Source organism: Leifsonia sp. EB41 (assembly GCF_041262565.1).
In the GTDB taxonomy this organism is placed as follows: Bacteria; Actinomycetota; Actinomycetes; order Actinomycetales; family Microbacteriaceae; genus Leifsonia.
Window position 1 is genome coordinate 1,835,082 of record NZ_JBGCCJ010000001.1, and the last position, 17,374, is coordinate 1,852,455.

The 17,374-nt window shown below is 72.3% G+C and carries 17 protein-coding genes; 9 read left to right on the top strand and 8 right to left on the bottom strand.

Annotation, left to right across the window (positions count from 1 at the left end; translation table 11 throughout):
* Positions 1–25: 25 nt before the first annotated feature.
* The gene (locus ABH923_RS08960; protein WP_370055012.1) at positions 26–928 is read left to right on the top strand and encodes a phosphoribosylaminoimidazolesuccinocarboxamide synthase; all 903 of its coding nucleotides are present in this window, start codon (positions 26–28) and stop codon (positions 926–928) included.
* Between the two features lie 19 nt (positions 929–947).
* Here the strand turns inward: ABH923_RS08960 and ABH923_RS08965 are convergent, their stop codons facing one another.
* Positions 948–2,846: a heavy metal translocating P-type ATPase gene (locus ABH923_RS08965; RefSeq protein ID WP_370055013.1), complete on the bottom strand. Its 1,899-nt coding sequence runs from the start codon at positions 2,844–2,846 to the stop codon at positions 948–950.
* A 143-nt stretch (positions 2,847–2,989) separates the two neighbouring features.
* Here ABH923_RS08965 and ABH923_RS08970 point away from each other — a divergent pair, with 143 nt between their 5' ends.
* Together ABH923_RS08970 and ABH923_RS08975 are read left to right on the top strand one after the other, a co-directional pair.
* Complete coding sequence (locus ABH923_RS08970; RefSeq protein ID WP_370055014.1) at positions 2,990–3,688, top strand: RraA family protein; 699 nt, start codon at positions 2,990–2,992, stop codon at positions 3,686–3,688.
* Between the two features lie 33 nt (positions 3,689–3,721).
* Positions 3,722–4,636 carry a VOC family protein gene (locus tag ABH923_RS08975; RefSeq protein ID WP_370055015.1) on the top strand — a complete coding sequence of 305 codons (915 nt, stop codon included), beginning with the start codon at positions 3,722–3,724 and terminating at the stop codon, positions 4,634–4,636.
* A gap of 106 nt (positions 4,637–4,742) precedes the next feature.
* On the opposite strand, the gene ABH923_RS08980 is transcribed toward ABH923_RS08975, so the two are convergent.
* Both ABH923_RS08980 and ABH923_RS08985 read right to left on the bottom strand, forming a co-directional pair.
* A complete protein-coding gene (locus tag ABH923_RS08980; protein WP_370055016.1) occupies positions 4,743–6,521 on the bottom strand; it encodes a DHA2 family efflux MFS transporter permease subunit in 1,779 nt (592 codons plus the stop codon).
* 13 nt (positions 6,522–6,534) lie between these two features.
* On the bottom strand, positions 6,535–7,116 hold the full coding sequence (locus tag ABH923_RS08985) for a PadR family transcriptional regulator (protein WP_370055017.1): 582 nt from the start codon (positions 7,114–7,116) through the stop codon (positions 6,535–6,537).
* A gap of 300 nt (positions 7,117–7,416) precedes the next feature.
* Between ABH923_RS08985 and ABH923_RS08990 the strand changes: the two genes are divergently transcribed.
* Both ABH923_RS08990 and ABH923_RS08995 read left to right on the top strand, forming a co-directional pair.
* On the top strand, positions 7,417–7,740 hold the full coding sequence (locus ABH923_RS08990) for a hypothetical protein (RefSeq protein ID WP_370055018.1): 324 nt from the start codon (positions 7,417–7,419) through the stop codon (positions 7,738–7,740).
* A gap of 36 nt (positions 7,741–7,776) precedes the next feature.
* Entirely contained in the window at positions 7,777–8,310 is a 534-nt protein-coding gene (locus ABH923_RS08995) for a MarR family winged helix-turn-helix transcriptional regulator (RefSeq protein ID WP_370055019.1), read from the top strand.
* 12 nt (positions 8,311–8,322) lie between these two features.
* On the opposite strand, the gene ABH923_RS09000 is transcribed toward ABH923_RS08995, so the two are convergent.
* The 5 genes from ABH923_RS09000 to ABH923_RS09020 form a co-directional block, all read right to left on the bottom strand.
* The gene (locus tag ABH923_RS09000; protein WP_370055020.1) at positions 8,323–8,934 is read right to left on the bottom strand and encodes a uracil-DNA glycosylase; all 612 of its coding nucleotides are present in this window, start codon (positions 8,932–8,934) and stop codon (positions 8,323–8,325) included.
* Positions 8,935–8,971: 37 nt separating this feature from the next.
* On the bottom strand, positions 8,972–9,625 hold the full coding sequence (locus tag ABH923_RS09005) for a TIGR00645 family protein (protein WP_370055021.1): 654 nt from the start codon (positions 9,623–9,625) through the stop codon (positions 8,972–8,974).
* A gap of 64 nt (positions 9,626–9,689) precedes the next feature.
* Positions 9,690–10,841 carry an alcohol dehydrogenase catalytic domain-containing protein gene (locus ABH923_RS09010; RefSeq protein WP_370055022.1) on the bottom strand — a complete coding sequence of 384 codons (1,152 nt, stop codon included), beginning with the start codon at positions 10,839–10,841 and terminating at the stop codon, positions 9,690–9,692.
* An 11-nt stretch (positions 10,842–10,852) separates the two neighbouring features.
* Positions 10,853–11,878, bottom strand: coding sequence for a phosphonatase-like hydrolase (locus tag ABH923_RS09015; RefSeq protein ID WP_370055023.1), 1,026 nt, complete (start codon positions 11,876–11,878; stop codon positions 10,853–10,855).
* Between the two features lie 61 nt (positions 11,879–11,939).
* On the bottom strand, positions 11,940–13,097 hold the full coding sequence (locus ABH923_RS09020) for a TIGR03364 family FAD-dependent oxidoreductase (RefSeq protein ID WP_370055024.1): 1,158 nt from the start codon (positions 13,095–13,097) through the stop codon (positions 11,940–11,942).
* A 168-nt stretch (positions 13,098–13,265) separates the two neighbouring features.
* On the opposite strand from ABH923_RS09020, the gene kynA reads away from it, so the two are divergent.
* From kynA to ABH923_RS09040, 4 genes are read left to right on the top strand one after another with little or no spacing between them, the layout of a single operon-like run.
* Positions 13,266–14,126 (top strand): tryptophan 2,3-dioxygenase, encoded by an 861-nt coding sequence (gene kynA / locus ABH923_RS09025; RefSeq protein ID WP_370055025.1) that lies wholly within the window; start codon positions 13,266–13,268, stop codon positions 14,124–14,126.
* Entirely contained in the window at positions 14,123–15,172 is a 1,050-nt protein-coding gene (locus tag ABH923_RS09030) for a hypothetical protein (protein ID WP_370055026.1), read from the top strand. The genes kynA and ABH923_RS09030 overlap by 4 nt, the downstream gene beginning before the upstream one ends.
* Positions 15,169–16,503: a kynureninase gene (locus ABH923_RS09035; RefSeq protein ID WP_370055027.1), complete on the top strand. Its 1,335-nt coding sequence runs from the start codon at positions 15,169–15,171 to the stop codon at positions 16,501–16,503. Before ABH923_RS09030 ends, ABH923_RS09035 begins: the two co-directional genes overlap by 4 nt.
* Positions 16,500–17,363, top strand: coding sequence for a PaaX family transcriptional regulator C-terminal domain-containing protein (locus tag ABH923_RS09040; RefSeq protein ID WP_370055028.1), 864 nt, complete (start codon positions 16,500–16,502; stop codon positions 17,361–17,363). The genes ABH923_RS09035 and ABH923_RS09040 overlap by 4 nt, the downstream gene beginning before the upstream one ends.
* Positions 17,364–17,374: the final 11 nt, after the last annotated feature.

Here is a 17,374-nt window from a genome sequence, read left to right on the forward strand (position 1 = left end):
ACGGCGCGACCCCTACGATGGACGGGTGAGCGAACTGGCAGGCTGGAAGCACGTCTACTCCGGGAAGGTCCGCGACCTCTACGTCCCCGAGGGCGCTGAGGGGCTGGACGACACGGCCGCCGTGCTCGTGGTGGCCTCCGATCGGGTGAGTGCGTTCGACCATGTGCTCGAGCCCGGCATCCCGGGCAAGGGCGAGCTGCTCACCACGCTGAGCCTGTGGTGGTTCGACCGCCTGGGCAGTGTCCCGAACCACCTCATCCCGGATCACGTGCTGGAGGGCGACCGCGTCGTCGAGCGGATCCCGGCCGAGGTCGCGGGTCGCGCGATGCTCGTGAAGCCGTTGGACATGTTCCCGATCGAGTGCGTCGTCCGCGGCTACCTGACCGGCAGCGGCTGGGCCGAGTACCAGGCGACGCAGAGTGTCTGCGGCGTCCCGCTCCCGGCCGGGCTCACGGACGGCGACCGGCTGCCGGAGCCGATCTACACGCCCGCGTGGAAGGCTCCGCTCGGCGCGCACGATGAGAACATCAGCTTCGAGCGCACGGTCGAGCTGGTCGGCCCGGAGGTCGCGGAGGAGCTCTGCCGGCTGTCGCTGGATGTGTACGCGCGCGGCGCGGCCATCGCCGAGGAGCACGGCGTCATCATCGCGGACACGAAGTTCGAGTTCGGCGCCGACCGCACCACCGGCGAGATCACGCTCGCGGACGAGGTGCTCACCAGCGACTCCAGCCGCTACTGGGACGCCGACGTGTTCGCTACGGCCGCGACCCCGTCCGAGCGGATGGCCAGCTTCGACAAGCAGATCGTCCGCGACTGGCTCGCCGCCAACTGGGACAAGCAGGGCACCCCGCCGGAGCTTCCCGCCGAGGTGGTGGAGCGCACGGCCGGCCGGTACCGGGAGCTGCTGGAGCGGCTGACCGGCCGGTAGTCGGGGCGCAGGCCTCCCGCTAGCGCGACCGCCGCTCTCCGCTCTCGCGCACCGGCGGCCCGGCCCGCGGCTCCGCCACGGCCGCACGCGCGTCCAGCCGGCCGCCGATCGCCCTCAGCGCGGCGAGGATGGTCGCCACGTCGACCAGCTCCTGGATGAGGGCACCCGCCGTCGCCGGGATGAAGCCGAACGCCGCGATCAGCATCAGCACGACCGACACCGCGATCCCGAGCCATATGCTCTGGAGGGCGATGCGCACGGTGTCGGTGCCGATCCGCACCGCGAGGGCGACGCCGTGGATGTCGTCCACGAGGATCACCGCGTCGGCCGACTCGCTCGCCGCGGTCGCGCCTTTGGCGCCCATCGCGATCCCGACGTCCGCGGCGGCGAGCACGGGGGCGTCGTTCACGCCGTCGCCGACCATGATCACGGGCCGTTGGGCGACGCCGGCGACCTCGGCGACCTTGTCGGCCGGCAGGCACTCCGCGCGGACGCGCGTGATGCCGAGCTCCCCGGCGATGTGCTCGGCGGTCTCCCGGGCGTCGCCGGTGAGCATCATGGTGTTCGTGACACCGAGCGCGAAGAGCTCGCGGAGCGTGGCCGCGGCGTTCGACCGCAGCCGGTCGCTCGCGAGCAGCGCGCCGGCGAACCGTCCGCCGATCGCGACGTAGACCGCCAGCTCGCCCGGCGCGATCGGGGTGCGGACGGCGTCGGGAGCGTGCGCGACGACGAACGCGAATTTACCGACCACGACCTCCCTGCCGTCGATGTCCGCCACGACGCCGTTGGTCGCGGCCTCCTGCGCGGACGAGGCCTCGCGCAGCTCCAGCCCGCGTTCCCGAGCCGCGTGGATGAAGGACGCCGCGAGCACGTGGGACGAGTACTGCTCGGCGCTCGCCACTGCGGTCAGCAGCTCGTCCGCGTCGAACGGCGGCTGCGGGCGGACGTCGCTGAGGGCCGGGGCGCCATAGGTGAGCGTGCCCGTCTTGTCGAAGACCGCCGTGCGCGCCCGGGCGAGCTGCTCCAGCACTCCGCCGGATTTGACGATGATGCTGTTGCGCGCGCCCCGGCTCATCCCGCCGATGAACGCGACAGGGGCCGCGATGAGCAGCGGGCACGGCGTCGCCAGGACGAGCACCTCGGCGAATCTCACCGGGTCGCCGCTCAGCCACCAGGCGATCGCACCGAGCGCCAGCGAGAACACGGTGAACGGCACGGCGTAGCGGTCGGCGAGCCGGACCACGGGCGCCTTGCTCTCCGCCGCCTGCGCGACCAGCGCGACGATCTGCTGGTACTGCGAGGACGCGGCGGTGGACGTCGCCCGCAGTTCGACCGCCTCCTGCCCGTTCACCGACCCGCTCAGCACCTCGTCGCCCGCGGTCTTCTCGACCGGGATGCTCTCTCCCGTGATCGAGGCTTGATCGAACGCCGCGCGGGCCGAGAGCAGGACGCCGTCCACCGGCACGATCTCGGACGGCCGGACGAGCAGCGCATCGCCCACCTCCACCTGGTCGACCGGCACGTCCTGATAGCCGCCGTCGACCACGCGGTGCGCCAACTGCGGCGCGCGCGTGAGGAGGGCGTCGAGCTCGCGTTTCGCCCGGCGGTTGGCATAGTCCTCCAGTGCGTCGCCGCCGGTCAGCATGAGCACGACGATCAACGCGGCCACGAACTCGCCGACCAGCACCGTAGCGACGATCGCCGTGATCGCCAGGATGTCGAGACCGAACCGGCCGTGCGCCATCGCGCGGACCATCCCGACCGCCTGCCACCCGGCGATGACGAGCGCGTAGACGCTGAACAGCCACTGCACCAGCCACCCGGCGCCCGCCAGCGCCAGGACGACGCCGACCACGCCGATGCCCAGCGTCATCGTCACGACCCAGTACCGGCGAGCCAGCCGCACTATCCGTCTCATCGCGCCTCCCGGAACCATCCTTGGGCAGCGGCTCACGTCGGAGAAGACCCGACCTGGATCCGTGGAGAAGTCGTGAGGGAGACCGCACTGTGGAGGACAAGCGCATTCCCCCATCCGTATGAGCGCGGCGGTAGCGTCGCGACATGGAAACCACCGGCACCGATGCTCCTCCCCTCCCCACCGCCGCCGTCGCCGACGCCGCCGTCCGCCTCGGAATCCCCGTCGCCGCGGCCCCGGTCGCGCTCCTCCCGCTGCTCCCCGGCCGCCCCTTCCACGGCCCCGCCGCACCCGTCACGCACCTCGGCAGCGTCGACGTTCTCCTGGAGACCATCGACGACGCCCCTCCCGGCGCCGTGCTCGTCGTCGACAACGGCGGGCGGCGCGACGAGGCCTGCGTCGGCGACCTGATGCTGCTGGAGGCGCGGGAGGCCGGCCTCGCCGGCGCCGTGATCTGGGGCCTGCACCGTGACACCGCACAGCTCCGGGAGATCGGCCTCCCGCTGTTCAGCCTGGGCGCCAACCCGTTCGGCCCGCGCCGGGTGCCGCCCGCCGGCGCCGCCATGCGGAGCGCCATGCTCGACGGTGCCGCCGTCACGCCGGGCGACTGGATCGTCGCCGACGACGACGGCGTCCTCGTGGTCGGCGCCGACCGCCGCGACGAGCTCTTCGCCGAAGCGCGGCGCATCCAGACAGTGGAGGGCGCGCAGTCCGAGCGGATGCGGGCAGGGACGTCGCTGCGCGCCCAGCTCGACTTCACCCGCTATCGCGAGCTGCAGGCCGCCGACCCGTCGCTCACCCTCCGCCGCTACCTGGCCGAGACCGGCGGCGCGATCGAGACCTGAAATACCCGCGGCTCGTCGCGCGTTGCACCAGCCATGCCCGAACTGCTTCCAGCCGACTCCGCGATGGGTGCGGTGACCCTCCGGGTCGCCGACCTCGACGCGATGACCGCCTACTACCGCGACGCCGTCACGCTCTCCGTTCTGGCCGCGGAGGGAGGCCGTGTCATCCTCGGCCGCGGCGCGACGCCGTCGGTGATCCTGGAGCACGCGCCCGAGCTGAAGCACGCCTCCCCCGGTGAGGCCGGGCTGTTCCACACCGCGATCGTGTTCGACAGCCAGGAGGCCCTCGCGGCAGCGGTGTACTCCGTCGCACGCCGCGCCCCCGGCGCATTCACCGGAAGCGCGGACCACTTGGTCTCGCAGGCCTTCTACTTCACCGACCCGGAGGGGAACGGCGTCGAGCTGTACTGGGACCGCGACCGCAGCCTGTGGAGCTGGACGCACGGGCAGGTGGAGATGGGCACGCTCTACCTCGACCCGAACTCGTTCCTCCGCGAGCACCTCAGCGACCGCGGCGCGGCGCTGGCCGAGCTGCCGACACTGGACGGCTCGACCGCGGACGACCCGCGATTCGGCGATGCCGTGGTCGGTCACGTGCACCTGTCGGTCGGGGACGTCGCCTCGGCCCGCGCGTTCTACGTCGACCGGCTCGGGTTCGAGGCAACGGCCTCCCTCGGCTCATCGGCCCTGTTCGTGTCGGCGGGCGGATACCACCATCACATGGCGATGAATACGTGGAACAGCCGCGGCGCGGGCGTGCGGCGGCTGGCGCTCGGGCTCGGCGAGGTGCAGCTCCGCCTCCCCAGCGCGGACGATGTGGGCGCGCTGACGGAGCGGATGCGGCACTACAGCGTGCCGACCCGGGATGACGGGCGCTCGGTTGCGTTCGACGACCCGTGGGCGAACGTTGTGCGTGTAGTCCCCGAGGCATCGACAGCACAGGCGTAGGCAGCGGAGGAGATCGCGGGCGACTCACCGTCCAAAAGCAGTTAACGGAGGACTCCCCGGCCGGGTGGGCCGGGGAGTCCTCCGTTGTTTACGCTGCGCGGCCGGACTAGTCGGTCGCGGGGGCGGCGTGGATGCCGTGGTGCTCCTCGCCGTCGCGTCGCGCGTCGGCGGCCGGTTCGGCGGCGTGCGCGCCGTGCCGCGCGGCATCCACAGGGGCCGAAGCCGCGTGCGCGCCGTGCGCGGGCGCAGCGGACTCCGCGACGCCGACGGGCTCCCCGGCCACGCCACCGGCTCCGGCACCCTCTGCGGCGACGGCACCGACACCGACAGGCTCCCCGGCGGGAGCACCAGCAGGCGCCCCAGCCCCGGCTTCACCAGCGGCGCCCTGACCGCCTGCGGCCCTGGGGCCCCACGCGGGCGGCTTCGGCTTCGCCCACCACACCACGATGAGCGCACCGAGGAAGGCGACCGCCGCGGGCAGCAGCAGCGCCTCCGACATCGCCTGGGTGAACCCGGCGTGCAGGAAGGTCGGCAGCTCGGTCCCCGCGGTCGCGGTCGGCGCCGCGCCGCTCGGGGCCTTCGGCAGGTCGGCGGCGAGGCGGCTGGTGATGAGCGCGGAGATGGAGGCGCTTCCGAGCACGGCGCCGATCTGGCGGGTCGTGTTGAAGACGCCGGAACCGGCTCCGGCCTGGTTCATCGGGAGGTTGCGCGTGGTGACCGCGGAGATCGGTCCCCAGACGCCCGACATCGCGATACCCATCAGCGCGCTCGGGATGAGCAGCCACCAGATGCTGACATCCGGGGTCAGCATCCGCGAGTACAGGAACAGCGACAGCGAGAACAGCACCAGCCCGGGGGTGGCGATGTACTTCGGGTTGATCTTGTCGATCAGCTTGCCCATGATCGGGGCGAGCACGCCGGAGAACACAGCGGTCGGGGCGAGCATCAGCGCCGACTGGGTCGGGGTGAGGCCGCGCACGGTCTGGAAGTAGAACACCAGCGGGAGCGCCATACAGGTGACCGCGAAGCCGACCGTCGTGATCGCACCGTTCGACAGCGAGAAGTTGCGGTCGCGGAACAGCGGGAGCGGCAGCAGCGGCTCCTTCTTGTTGAGCGCCTGCCAGACGACGAAGGCGATCAGCACGACGATGCCGGAGATGATGAGTCCCCACACCGAGAACGGGCCGTCCCCGATGACACCCCAGTTGTAGGTGCCGCCCTCCTGGATGCCGAACACCAGCAGGAACATGCCGACGGCCGAGAGCACAACGCCGAGGATGTCGAACGCGTGGGTGTGCGTCGGGAGCTTCGGGACGAGCCGCATGGCGAGGATGAAGGCCACGACGCCGACCGGGACGTTGATGAAGAAGATCCACTCCCAGCCGAGCCAGTCGACCAGCACGCCGCCGAGCAGCGGCCCGATCAGCGTGGCGACGCCCGCGACGGCGCCCCACAGACCCATGGCCGCACCGCGGCGGTCGGGCGGGAAGATGCGGGTGATGACGGCCATCGTCTGCGGGGTCATCAGCGAGGCGCCGAGGCCCTGGACGACGCGGGCGGTGATCAGCATCGCGATCCCGCCGCCGGGCAGGACGCCCGAGAATCCGCACCAGGCCGAGGCCAGGGTGAAGATGACGAGACCGATCAGGTACATGTTCTTGGGGCCGAAGCGGTCGCCGAGACGGCCGGTGATCAGCAGCGGCACGGCGTACGCGAGCAGGTAGGCGCTGGTGACCCAGATGACCGCGTTGTAGTCCGTACCGAGGTTGAGGCCCTTCATGATCGACGGGTTGGCGACCGACACGATGGTCGTGTCGATCAGGATCATGAAGAACCCGATGACGAGCGCCCAGAGGGCGGGCCACGGCTTCAGTTGGCGTTCCATGTGTTTCTTTCTCTCAGTGCGTTTTCTCCTCGTCCCAGGAGATGACTCCTGAGGCGAGGTCGTCGATGAGGGCTTCGAGGGCGGCGGCTTCGGCCTCCGCCGTCGTGCGCAGGTACCGCACGTCGAGCCAGTACTTCTCGGGCAGCCCCTTCGCGCGGACCCGGTGGATTCCGTCGTCGAGCAGGGCGATGTCGGCGCGCATGAGGCCGACGCGGTTGCGGAGGAGGTCGATCACGGTCTCGAGCGGGAGGTTGTGCGCCTCGCCGAGGCCGAGCGGGAACTCGGGGAACTCGTTGACCGGGGTCGCGATGATGTCCGCGACGCGTTCGCCGAGCGCCTGGGTGCCCTCCTCCGTGATCTCGTAGGTGGTGCGCTCCGGGCGGTTGCCCTCGCGCTCGGTGCCGGTCGCGCGCACGAGCCCCTGCCGGGCCAGGCGATCGACCGTGTGGTACAGCGAGCCCGGCCGCACCTTGACGAGCCGGTCCTCCGAGCGCAGCACGAGCGTCTGATACATCTCGTACGGGTGCGTCGGCCCCTCGGCGAGCAGCGCGAGGGCTGCGACGGCGAGCGGGGTGAGGGTCGGGGAGTGCGGCATGGGCTTGTCGAGCAGGCGCTTTCGATAGGAGGATGATCGGAAGGGATTATTCCAAGTGGAATAGTACGCCAGGGGCATTTTCGCCGTCAAGCGCGCAGCGGCCGGTAGTTGTCACGATCCGCTGCTTAGTCACCGGACGGCAATGGGCGGATGTAACTAGGTGGACTAGCTAACCAGCCTCAACGGCTGATCGTCGCCAGCCCATAGTGGGGGAAAATGTTCCGAGAAATGGATAGCTAGTTGATCTAGCTAGCGCTATGATCGTTCCACGCTCACACGCCCGAGCGGAAGGAGACGATGATGGGCGCTCTGATCTACGACAACACATCGTTCGAGTTCGACGACCGCGCGCTCGCGCACCTGCAGGCCGTCATCACCATGAAGCTGCGCAGGCGCGAACCGTTCCTGCTGACCTGGAACCCGGACGAAGCCGAGCCGATCGGGCGTCACTCGCTCTGGATCGACAACGCGATCCCGCTCCGCTACGAGTTCGCGTCCCCCACCCCCGAGCGGCTCGACGACCGGTGGCTGAACGCGCTCGCCGACCAGACGTCGCGCCCGAGCGGTCTGTACTTCTCGCCGCAGCCGGCCGAGCCCGTCGCGGCCGAACCCGTCGCGGTCTGACGCGTCCCGCTGGGCCGCAGGATTATCATCGACATCATGGCAACGGGCAGACCCGATTCCACCCCCTCCGCGTCCGGACGTCCGGGCGCCGACCGGCAACGCGCCCTCGAGGTCCTCGAAGGCCTCCGGAGCTACCTGGTCGCCGAGTCGGCGATGCAACGCCGCTCCGAGAAGAGCATGAACCTCACGGTCAACGACATCTCGGCGCTCCGCTACCTGCTGCGCGCCCGGGAGCGCGGCATCGCCGTCGGCCCCAAGGAGCTCGGCGACTACCTCGGCATCCAGAGCTCGTCGATCACCGTGCTGCTCGACCGGCTCGAGAGGGCGGGCCACATCCGCCGCGAGCCCAGCCCGTTCGACCGGCGCGCGCTGATCATCGTTCCCGCGGTCCCCGTCGACGAGATCCACCGCGCGATCCTCGGCGACGTCCGGGAGGAGCTGGTCGACGTGGCCGCGACGCTGGACGACGACGAGTCCCGCACAGTCATCCGGTTCCTCGACCGGCTCCGTGACGCGATCGACGGCATCGACGACGTGACGGCGCAGGGACGCAAGCGCCCCGGTCGCTGAGGCGGACCGCGCTCAGAGCTCCAGCGCCCGGTTCAGCTCGATGAGCTGCTCGGCGAACAGTCCGGCGCCGCCCTGTGCGGGATGCCGGATCGCCGGCGCCTCAAGTCCCGCCGACGCGATCGCGCCCTGCGCCTTCCTGCCCACCGCGACGACCGTCTCGATCTCCAGCGCGCGGATCAGCTCCAGCGCGACCGGCGCACCGGCACGCACCTCGGCGGGCCGTGGCGTGCGGTTGCTGTGCGGCGTGCCCGCGACGAAGGGGTGCAGCGGGTAGACCGGCCACGACAGCGGCAGCGGGCCGCGCCAGTCCTTCAGCGTCGCCCAGACGACCCGGCTGGAGGCCTCCCACGGCGCCTGCGGATGCTCGGGCAGCTCCAGCCCGGGCACCACCCCGGCCTCGGCCTCCCGCGCCGATATGAACGGGACGCCGGTCACCGTCATCCCCCGCCAGCCCGGCGCCTCGCCCAGCAGCAGGACCGGCGCGTGCGGCATCGCGAAATACCTCCGGAGGTTGCGCTCGCGACGCCGGCCGTCCGGATCGTCGCCGTACAGCGCCTCGGCGTCGTCCGGCTCGGGAAGCGCACGCAGCAGCTCGAAGAAGCGGGCGAACGGGTCGGCGGCCATTCCCCTACGATGCCACGGCCACGCCGGGACGCGGAGGTCAGCGCTCGGCGTGCACCCGCGGCTTCGACATCCGGTCGATGGCGGCGAGGGCGACAGCCGAGGCGATGAACACGCAGTGGATGACGACCTGCCAGAACACGCCCAGCGACGTGTAGTTCTCCCCGTCGATCGACCCGCCGTTGGAGGCGCCGAGGTCGCCTACCGCAATGAAGGTCTTCAGCAGGTGGATGGAGGAGATGCCGATGATCGCCATCGCCAGCTTCACCTTGAGCACGTTGGCGTTGACGTGCGACAGCCACTCCGGCTGGTCGGGATGGCCCTTCACGTTGACCCGGGAGACGAACGTCTCGTAGCCGCCGATGATGACCATGATCAGCAGGTTCGCGATCATCACGACGTCGATCAGTCCGAGGACGGCGAGCATGACGTACGCCTCGTCCACGTGGCTCGGGTCGGAGACGACCTCCTCGGTGAGGTGCCAGAGCTCCACGACGAAGACGTAGACGTACACCGCCTGGGCGACGATGAGCCCGAGATAGAGCGGCGCCTGAAGCCAGCGGCTCGAGAAGATCAGGGCGCTGATGGCGCGGCTCGGCGCGCGGGGAGGCGGCGCGTCGGGCGCGTGCTGAGGTGCAGGCGCGTGCTGGGCTGCGGTGGGGGCGGCGGTCGGGGCGACGGGGGTCTCGATCACGGGGGTCCTCACGGTCGGGCGGCTCCCAGAATAGGCAGCCGTAGATGTGAGAACGCTCAGGAAGTCAGTTCGGCCGCACCGCCACCCGCAGGTGCCCGGTCGCCGTCAGCGCGGCATCCACCTCCGCCAGCGGGAACACGGCGCCGACCTGCTCGGCGAACGGATACGTCGTGCCCGCCTCCGCGAGGAAGCGCACCGCCTGCTCCAGGTGCCTCGGTGCGTAGTTGTGGACGCCGCGGACGGTGAGGAGGCGCCGGACGAGCTGCTCGGGCACGAGCGGCAGCTCCGGGCCGTCCGAGAGCGAGCCGGCCAGGACCAGGACGCCGCCGACGTCGACCACAGGCAGCAGCGACCGCACAGCGGACGGGTTGCCGGAGAAGTCGAGCGCGATCGTGGGCGCAGCCGCCCGGCCGCCGGCCTTGGCCAGGGCCGCGGGCAGGCCGGCGCGGGAGTCCGGTGCGGCACGCGGGTCGGCGACGGCGGCGGCGCCGAACAGGCGGGCGGCCTCCCGGCGCTCGGGGATCGGGTCGCTGACGACGACCTTCGCACCGGCCTCCGTCGCCATGGCCGACGCGGTCAGGCCGAGCATCCCTGCACCGGTGATCAGCACGAGCGCGCCGTCGAGAGGGACGATCGCGGCAGCGGCCTCCAGTGCGGCGGCGACGGTCGCCGTCGTGCATGACGCCGGCGCGAGCACGGCGGCGGGGAGGTCCTCCGGCACCGCGACGATCGGCGTGGCGTCGAGGAGGTGCGTGTGGGTCGCGAAGCCGCCCGACAGCTCCCAGCCGCGCCGCATGCGCTCGTGACCGTACTTCTGGAGGCTGACGCACCGCTGCGGGAGGCCACGGCGGCAGCGCGCGCAACGGCCGCACGGCACGGCGACGGACCACACCACGCGTTCGCCGAGCGCCACGCGGCGCCCGTCGGTCGTCTTGGCTCCGCCGCGGCCGAGCGCGACCACGCGCCCGACCTGCTCGTGGCCGAGCACGAGCGGCGTCGGCGCCAGGCGGTGGCCCAGCGCCGTGTGGATGTCCGAACCGCACACCGTCGCCAGCTCGACCTCCACGAGCGCGTCGCCCGGCGCCAGCCGCACGCCGGGGACGGCCACGGCCTCGTGCCTGTGCCCGACGCCCTGCCACACCATCGCGGTCGCCGACGGGTACACACTCACCCCCATCCCCAGGCTCGCCGGCGGCGCGACGACGCGTGGGGTCACGGCTTTGATCGTCACTGCCGGGTCTGCCCCGGCTGGTCGACTGCACGCAGCGCGGCCTTCGGGGCGGCGGGGAGCGGGGAGGCCGCGCCGAGGCCGTCCTCGTCTCCCAGGTCGTCCTCGTCTTCGCTGTCGTCCTCGTCGTCCTCGTCCGGAGCGTTCCGGTCATCCGTGTCGCCGGCATCGAGGTCGTCGTCGAAGTCCAGCTCGTCCAGGTCGTCGAACTCGTCGTCGAGCTCGTCGGCGCGCTCCAGCTCGTCCAGGCCGAGCAGCTCGGCCAGGTCGGCGACGCTGGCGACGACCGCGTCCGCGCCCGCGGCGGTCAGGGTCTCCTCGTCGTGGGCGCCGGTCAGCACGCCGACGACGAGGCCCGCGCCGGCGGCGAGGCCGGACACGATGTCGCTTGCGGTGTCGCCCACGACGACCATGCCCTCGACGCTCGACGCGCCGGTGCGGAGCAGCGCCGTGAGCGGCAGGTCCGGATACGGGCGTCCACGGCGGGCGTCCGACGCGCTCAGCGTGAGGTCGGCGAGGTCGCGCCAGCCGAGGGCGCCGAGCACCGTGTCCTGCGTCGCGCGGGAGAAGCCGGTGGTGAGCACCACGGCGACGCCGAGCGCCTGGAGGCGGCGGATGAGGTCCTCGGCGCCGGGCACCGGGCGGAGGCCCTGGTCGGCGGCGAGCTCGGCGTAGGCGGACTCGAAGACGGCGTTCGCGTGCTCGGCCTGGTCCTCGTCGTCGGCGAGCGCGCGGAAGACGGCGATCTTCGGCTGACCCATCGTGTCGTGCGCGAACGCCCGCGCACGGCGCTGCTCGTCGTCGGTGACGGCGAGGCCGGCCGCGTCGACGGCGCGGAGGAACGCCTGCTCCACCAGGCCGTCGTCCACGACGGTGGTGCCGGCGAGGTCGAGCACGACGAGCTCGAGATCGGCGAGCTCGTCGGGGTCGTCGGCATCGACCGCGACCACCCTGGCCGCGTCGACCTCGGTGTCGATGATGGCGGCGTCGTCGAACTCGCTCGTGATGAGACCTTCAGGAGACATGGTCGGTGCCTTTCTGTGCGGAGCTTCGGTGGTCGGCAGGGCGGTCGGTGGTGGCGGGCGGTCAGCGCGTGCGCGCGGCCCCGGCCGCGGTCAGCACTCCCGGCGCGGTGGCGAACAGCTCGTCCACCACGCGGTCGGCGAGGCCGAGCCCGGTGGTCATCCCGATGCCGGAGGTCACCGAGACGACGCGGACGGACGGCGCGGGGGACGACACGAGGAAGTCGTCGCCGGCGGATGCGTGCACGCCCTGCCAGCGCTCGATCACGCGCACCCGGCCGAGGCCGAACAGCGCCCGCGCGCCCTCCAGCAGGAGGTCGAACGCGATCTCCGACTGGAACGGCGGGACATCGTCGCCGCTCCGCCTGGCCGCTCCGAGAAGGATGGAGCCGTCCGGCCGTTGCGCGAACATCTGGTCGATGTCGAACGCGGCGAGGTCGGGGCGCTCGGCGGCGAACCGCTCCCGGAGCGCGTCGACGCCGGGGACGTGCGCGAACCCGGAGGCCCGCGCGAGGGATCGCCCGGTCAGCACCGGCGCCGACAGGGAGCGGTCGAGGTCGGCCTCCACGAGCAGCATGTCGAGCCCGCAGCGCTGGATGCCGTGCGCCTCCGCGATGCCGGGGAACAGCCGGTCGACCTCGTGGTCGACGGCGACCACGACGGCGTCGGCGGACACCCGGCCGCGCGACGTGTGCACCCTGCCGGTCTCGACGCCGGTCACGGTGGTGTGCCAGAAGAAGTCGACGCCGTGCGCGTCGAGCCAGCGGGCGATCGCCGGCGCGGCCTCCCGCGGGTCGACCTGGAGGTCGGCGGGGAAGAAGGCGCCTCCGACCGCGACGCCGTCGGCGACGGGGACGCGCTCGCGCACGTCGGCGGGGGTCAGCATCCGCACGTCGTGGCCGCCGCGCGTGGCACGGAACTCCTCGAGCGCGGCCAGCTCGTCCTGCGCCTGCGCGACGACGACGGTTCCGGCCTCGCCGAGCCAGAACCCGGCCTCGACGGCGAGGGTCAGCCAGAGCTCACGGCCGAGCTCGGCGTACGCCCTCGCCTCGCCCTCCTGGCCGGTGATGCACAGGTGGCCGAAGCCGCGGACCGACGATCCCTCCACACTGGAGGCGCGGTCCACCACCGCCACGGTCAGCCCGCGCCGGAGCGCCGCCACTGCATGCCCGAGCCCGACGATGCCTCCGCCGACGATCGCGAGGTCGTAGTGCCTGCCCATTCCCGTCTCCCGTCCGCAGGAAGTCCCTGCACGAACGTAGGAGCCGGCGACGACGGAGGCGGCAACTCCAGGTAACCGGGCGGTGAACGACAGCGAACGTCCGCGTGCCGGCGCCGCGGCGAGCGGCACCCTGTTGCACTTCCGTGACGATCGGCGCAGAATCGCAACATGACGTCGAACCAGAACACGCGCGAGTTCGATCCGGACATCGTCACGGACTTCCGCGAGCGCATGTCGTACGGGTCGTACCTCGACCTCGGCACCCTGCTCAGCGCCCAGAAACCGGTGAGCGTGCCGGAGCACCACGACGAGCTGCTGTTCATCATCCAGCACCAGACCACCGAGCTCTGGCTGAAGCTCGTTCTGCATGAGCTGGAGTCGGCGCGCGACCTGCTGCGCGCCGACGAGCTGCAGCCGGCGCTCAAGCGGATCGCGCGCGTCAAGCACATCCAGAAGACGCTGACGGAGCAGTGGTCGGTGCTGGCGACGCTCACGCCGACCGAGTACGCCCAGTTCCGCGGCTTCCTCGGCAACTCGTCGGGGTTCCAGTCGTACCAATACCGGGCGGTGGAGTTCGTCCTCGGCAACAAGAACCGGCGGATGCTGTCGGTCTTCCGCGACGACCCCGGCGCGCTCGCACTGCTCACCGAGCTGCTGGAGGCGCCGAGCGTGTACGACGAGTTCCTGCGCTACCTGGCGCGCGCCGGGCACGCCGTGCCGCAGGCGGTGCTCGACCGGGACGTGACAGAGGCCCACGTGTTCAGCCCGGAGCTGGTCCCGGTGTTCCGCGACATCTACGAGCACGCGTCGGAGCACTGGAGCGAGTACGAGGCGTGCGAGGAGTTCGTGGACCTGGAGGACAACTTCCAGCTCTGGCGCTTCCGCCACCTCAAGACCGTGCAGCGCACCATCGGCATGAAGACCGGCACCGGAGGCTCCACCGGCGTCAACTTCCTGCAGAAGGCACTCGACCTGACATTCTTCCCCGAGCTGTTCGCCGTGCGGACGGAGATCGGGGCGCCCGAGTGAGCGACGCCCACTCGCAGGCACGCGCCATCCGGGTGGACGCCGTCTGGAACGGCGCCGGATTCGACCGCGCGGCGACGTTCCGCGTCGAAGGCGAGCGCCTCGTGCCCGCGGTCGCTGACACGGCCTTCGCCCTGGGCGGAACCCTCTTCCCGTCGCTGACCGACCACCACACGCACCTCGGCCTCTCCGACCCGGCCGCACTCTTCGCCGGCGGCATCACGCACGCGGTCGACCTCGGCTGGATCCCGAGCGTCGCCGCCGCCTGGACGGCCGACCTCCCGGACCGGCCGTCCGCCGCGATCGCGGGCGCGCTGATCACCGCCCCCGGCGGCTACCCGGTGGCGTCCGGCTGGGCGCCGGAGGGCGCTGCGGCGGAGATCGGTGGCCCGCGCGAGGCCCGGGAAGCAGTGCGGAGACACGTCATGGTGGGAGCCTCCCGCATCAAGGTCGCCCTCAACAGCGACGCGGGCGAAACCGTGGACAACCCGACGCTGGCCGCGATTGTGGAGGAATCCCACGCCGCCGGCCTCCCCGTCGTCGCGCACGTGCAGGGCCCGGGTCAGACCGCCCGCGCGGTAGCGGCCGGGGTCGACCAGCTCGCGCACACCCCGTTCAGCGAGCGGCTCGACGACGCGCTCGTCGCGGAGTCCGTCCGCCGCGGGATGACGTGGATCAGCACCCTCGACATCCACGGCTGGGGCACCCCGACCGAGCACTACCGCGTCGCCGTCGACAACCTCCGCCGGTTCGCCGCCGCCGGCGGACGCGTGCTGTACGGCACCGACCTCGGCAACGGCGACCTCCCCGTCGGCGTGAACGCCCGCGAGCTCGCCGCACTGCAGGAGGCCGGGCTGACCGGTGCGGCGCTCGTGGGCACGATCGCGGGCGAGCCGACCACCTCCCTCGGCCCCCGCGTCGCCTGGCTCCCCACCCCGCCGCCCTCCGACAACAGCGAGCTGCCCGTCTGGCTCGCGACTGCCCGCGGCATGCGCGTCCCCGACCTCCTCACCCTCCCCTCCCGATCGCTAGGACAGGACACCCCATGACCGACATCCCCGACGACCTGTTCGCCTACGACCCACTCGACGACGAGGCCGCGGCGGCCGACGCCGACACCCTCGCCGGCGATCCCATCGCCGCCGCCCGCGCCCTCGACGAGGCCGACCCGCTCGCCCCGTACCGCGACCGGTTCGTGGGCGTCGCGCCCGCCGGCGCCGACCTCGGCACGGCCTCCCCCGTCCTCGCGTACTTCGACGGCAACTCCCTCGGGCGCCCCGTGCGCGCGAGCGTCGAGCGCATCCAGCGGTTCCTCGTGGATGGCTGGGGCGGCCGGCTGATCCGCGGCTGGGACGAGGAGTGGATGGAGCTGCCGTTCCGGATCGGCGACACGCTCGGCGAGACCGCGCTCGGCGCCGCGGCCGGGCAGGCCTTCATCGGCGACTCCACGACCGTGCTCCTCTACAAGCTGGCACGCGCCGCCGTCGACTCCCTGCCCGAGCGCAGCGAGATCGTCCTCGACACCGACAACTTCCCGACCGACCGCTATGTGCTCGACGGCATCGCCCGCGAGCGCGGACTGACGCTGGTCTGGATCGAGGCCGACACCGAGGCCGGCGTGACTCCCGAGCAGGTCGCGGCGGCGGTCGGACCGCGCACGGCGCTCGTCGTGCTCAGCCACGTGGCGTACCGCTCCGGGTTCCTCGCCGACGCGCGCACGATCACCCGCATCGTCCACGACGCGGGTGCGCTCGTGCTGTGGGACCTCTGCCACTCCGCCGGCTCGGTGCCCGTCGAGCTCGACGAGTGGGACGCCGACCTGGCCGTCGGCTGCACCTACAAGTACCTGAACGGCGGTCCGGGATCGCCTGCGTTCGGCTACGTGAGCAGCCGTCTCCAGCGCCGGCTCGTGCAGCCGATCCAGGGCTGGATGGGCGTGCGCGATGTCTTCCTGATGGGGCCGGAGTACCAGCCCGCCGACGGCATCCGCCGCTTCATCTCCGGCACGCCGCCGATCGTGGGGATGCTCGCCCTGCAGGACACGGTCGCGATGATCGGGGAGTGCGGGATCGACGCGGTGCGCGCGAAGTCGGTCGCGCTCACGACGTTCGCCGTGCGGCTCGCCGACACCTGGCTGACGCCGCTCGGCGTCACTCTGGCGAGCCCGCGCGACCCCGAACAGCGCGGCGGGCACGTCACCCTCAGCCACCCGGCGATGCGGGAGGTCACGGCGCGGCTGTGGGAGCGCGACGTCATCCCCGACTACCGCGACCCGGACGGCCTCCGCATCGGGCTGTCGCCGCTGAGCACGAGCTTCGAGGAGGTCGCGGTGGGGCTGGCGGCGGTGCGGGATGTGCTGGGCGAGCTGATCACGGAATGAGCGGCCAGGCGGAGGTGCGGGAGGTGCGGGAGGTGCGGGAGGACCTCGAAGCCAGCAGCGGCTCCGCAACCGCCATGCTCCGCACCGTCGTCGGCAGCACGCTGCGGCCGCTCGGCGGCTGGATGAGCGCCGCCGGAGCGGTGGAGCTGATGGCCGCGCTCGGCGTTCCAGCGGCGACCGCGCGCTCCAGCCTGGCGCGGTTGTGTGCGCGCGGCGTGCTGGTCCGTGAGCCGCGGGACGCGGTCGCCGGCTACGCGCTCGACCCGGCCGCGGTGCCGATGCTGGAGCGCGGGGACGCGCGCATCTTCGGCGAGCGCGCCGCGCCGGCCTCCTGGTGCCTGGTGTCGTTCTCGTTCCCCGAGCACCAGCGCGCGCAGCGCCACCGGCTGCGGCGGACGCTCGCCGCGCTCGGCTGCGGGACGGTCGCCGACGGACTGTGGATCGGGCCCGACGCCCTGGAGTCCGAGCTCGCGGAGGTCGCGCACGCCTTCGGCGCCGACCTGTTCACCGGCTCGCACCTCGCCATGCCCTCCACCCCCGACCTCTCGTCCGCTCTGGCCCGCTGGTACGACCTCCCCGCCATCCGCGGCCTCCACGAGTCCTTCCTGTCCCGTTTCCAGTCCGCGCCGCCCCCGGCCGACGACCGCGACGCCTTCGCCCTGTGGATCCGCCTCCTCGACGAGTGGCGCGTCATCCCGTACCGCGACCCGGGCCTGCCCGCCGAGGCCCTGCCCGCCGACTGGCCGGGCGCCGCCTCCGCCGCCCTGTTCGCGCGCCTCAACGCCGCGCTCGCCGGCCCTGCGCTCGCCTTCGCCGCGGGGACCGCCCGCGCGGACCGGGACGCCTCCGCCCCACGGTAGAATCGCTGTGC

Excerpts from the sequence above, each read along its gene's own strand:
- ABH923_RS08965 (WP_370055013.1), bottom strand. The coding sequence starts at position 2,846 with ATGAGACGGATAGTGCGGCTGGCTCGCCGGTACTGGGTCGTGACGATG.
- ABH923_RS08970 (WP_370055014.1), top strand. The coding sequence starts at position 2,990 with ATGGAAACCACCGGCACCGATGCTCCTCCCCTCCCCACCGCCGCCGTC.
- ABH923_RS08975 (WP_370055015.1), top strand. The coding sequence starts at position 3,722 with ATGCCCGAACTGCTTCCAGCCGACTCCGCGATGGGTGCGGTGACCCTC.
- ABH923_RS08980 (WP_370055016.1), bottom strand. The coding sequence starts at position 6,521 with ATGGAACGCCAACTGAAGCCGTGGCCCGCCCTCTGGGCGCTCGTCATC.
- ABH923_RS08985 (WP_370055017.1), bottom strand. The coding sequence starts at position 7,116 with ATGCCGCACTCCCCGACCCTCACCCCGCTCGCCGTCGCAGCCCTCGCG.
- ABH923_RS08990 (WP_370055018.1), top strand. The coding sequence starts at position 7,417 with ATGGGCGCTCTGATCTACGACAACACATCGTTCGAGTTCGACGACCGC.
- ABH923_RS08995 (WP_370055019.1), top strand. The coding sequence starts at position 7,777 with ATGGCAACGGGCAGACCCGATTCCACCCCCTCCGCGTCCGGACGTCCG.
- ABH923_RS09000 (WP_370055020.1), bottom strand. The coding sequence starts at position 8,934 with ATGGCCGCCGACCCGTTCGCCCGCTTCTTCGAGCTGCTGCGTGCGCTT.
- ABH923_RS09015 (WP_370055023.1), bottom strand. The coding sequence starts at position 11,878 with ATGTCTCCTGAAGGTCTCATCACGAGCGAGTTCGACGACGCCGCCATC.
- ABH923_RS09020 (WP_370055024.1), bottom strand. The coding sequence starts at position 13,097 with ATGGGCAGGCACTACGACCTCGCGATCGTCGGCGGAGGCATCGTCGGG.
- kynA (WP_370055025.1), top strand. The coding sequence starts at position 13,266 with ATGACGTCGAACCAGAACACGCGCGAGTTCGATCCGGACATCGTCACG.
- ABH923_RS09035 (WP_370055027.1), top strand. The coding sequence starts at position 15,169 with ATGACCGACATCCCCGACGACCTGTTCGCCTACGACCCACTCGACGAC.
- ABH923_RS09040 (WP_370055028.1), top strand. The coding sequence starts at position 16,500 with ATGAGCGGCCAGGCGGAGGTGCGGGAGGTGCGGGAGGTGCGGGAGGAC.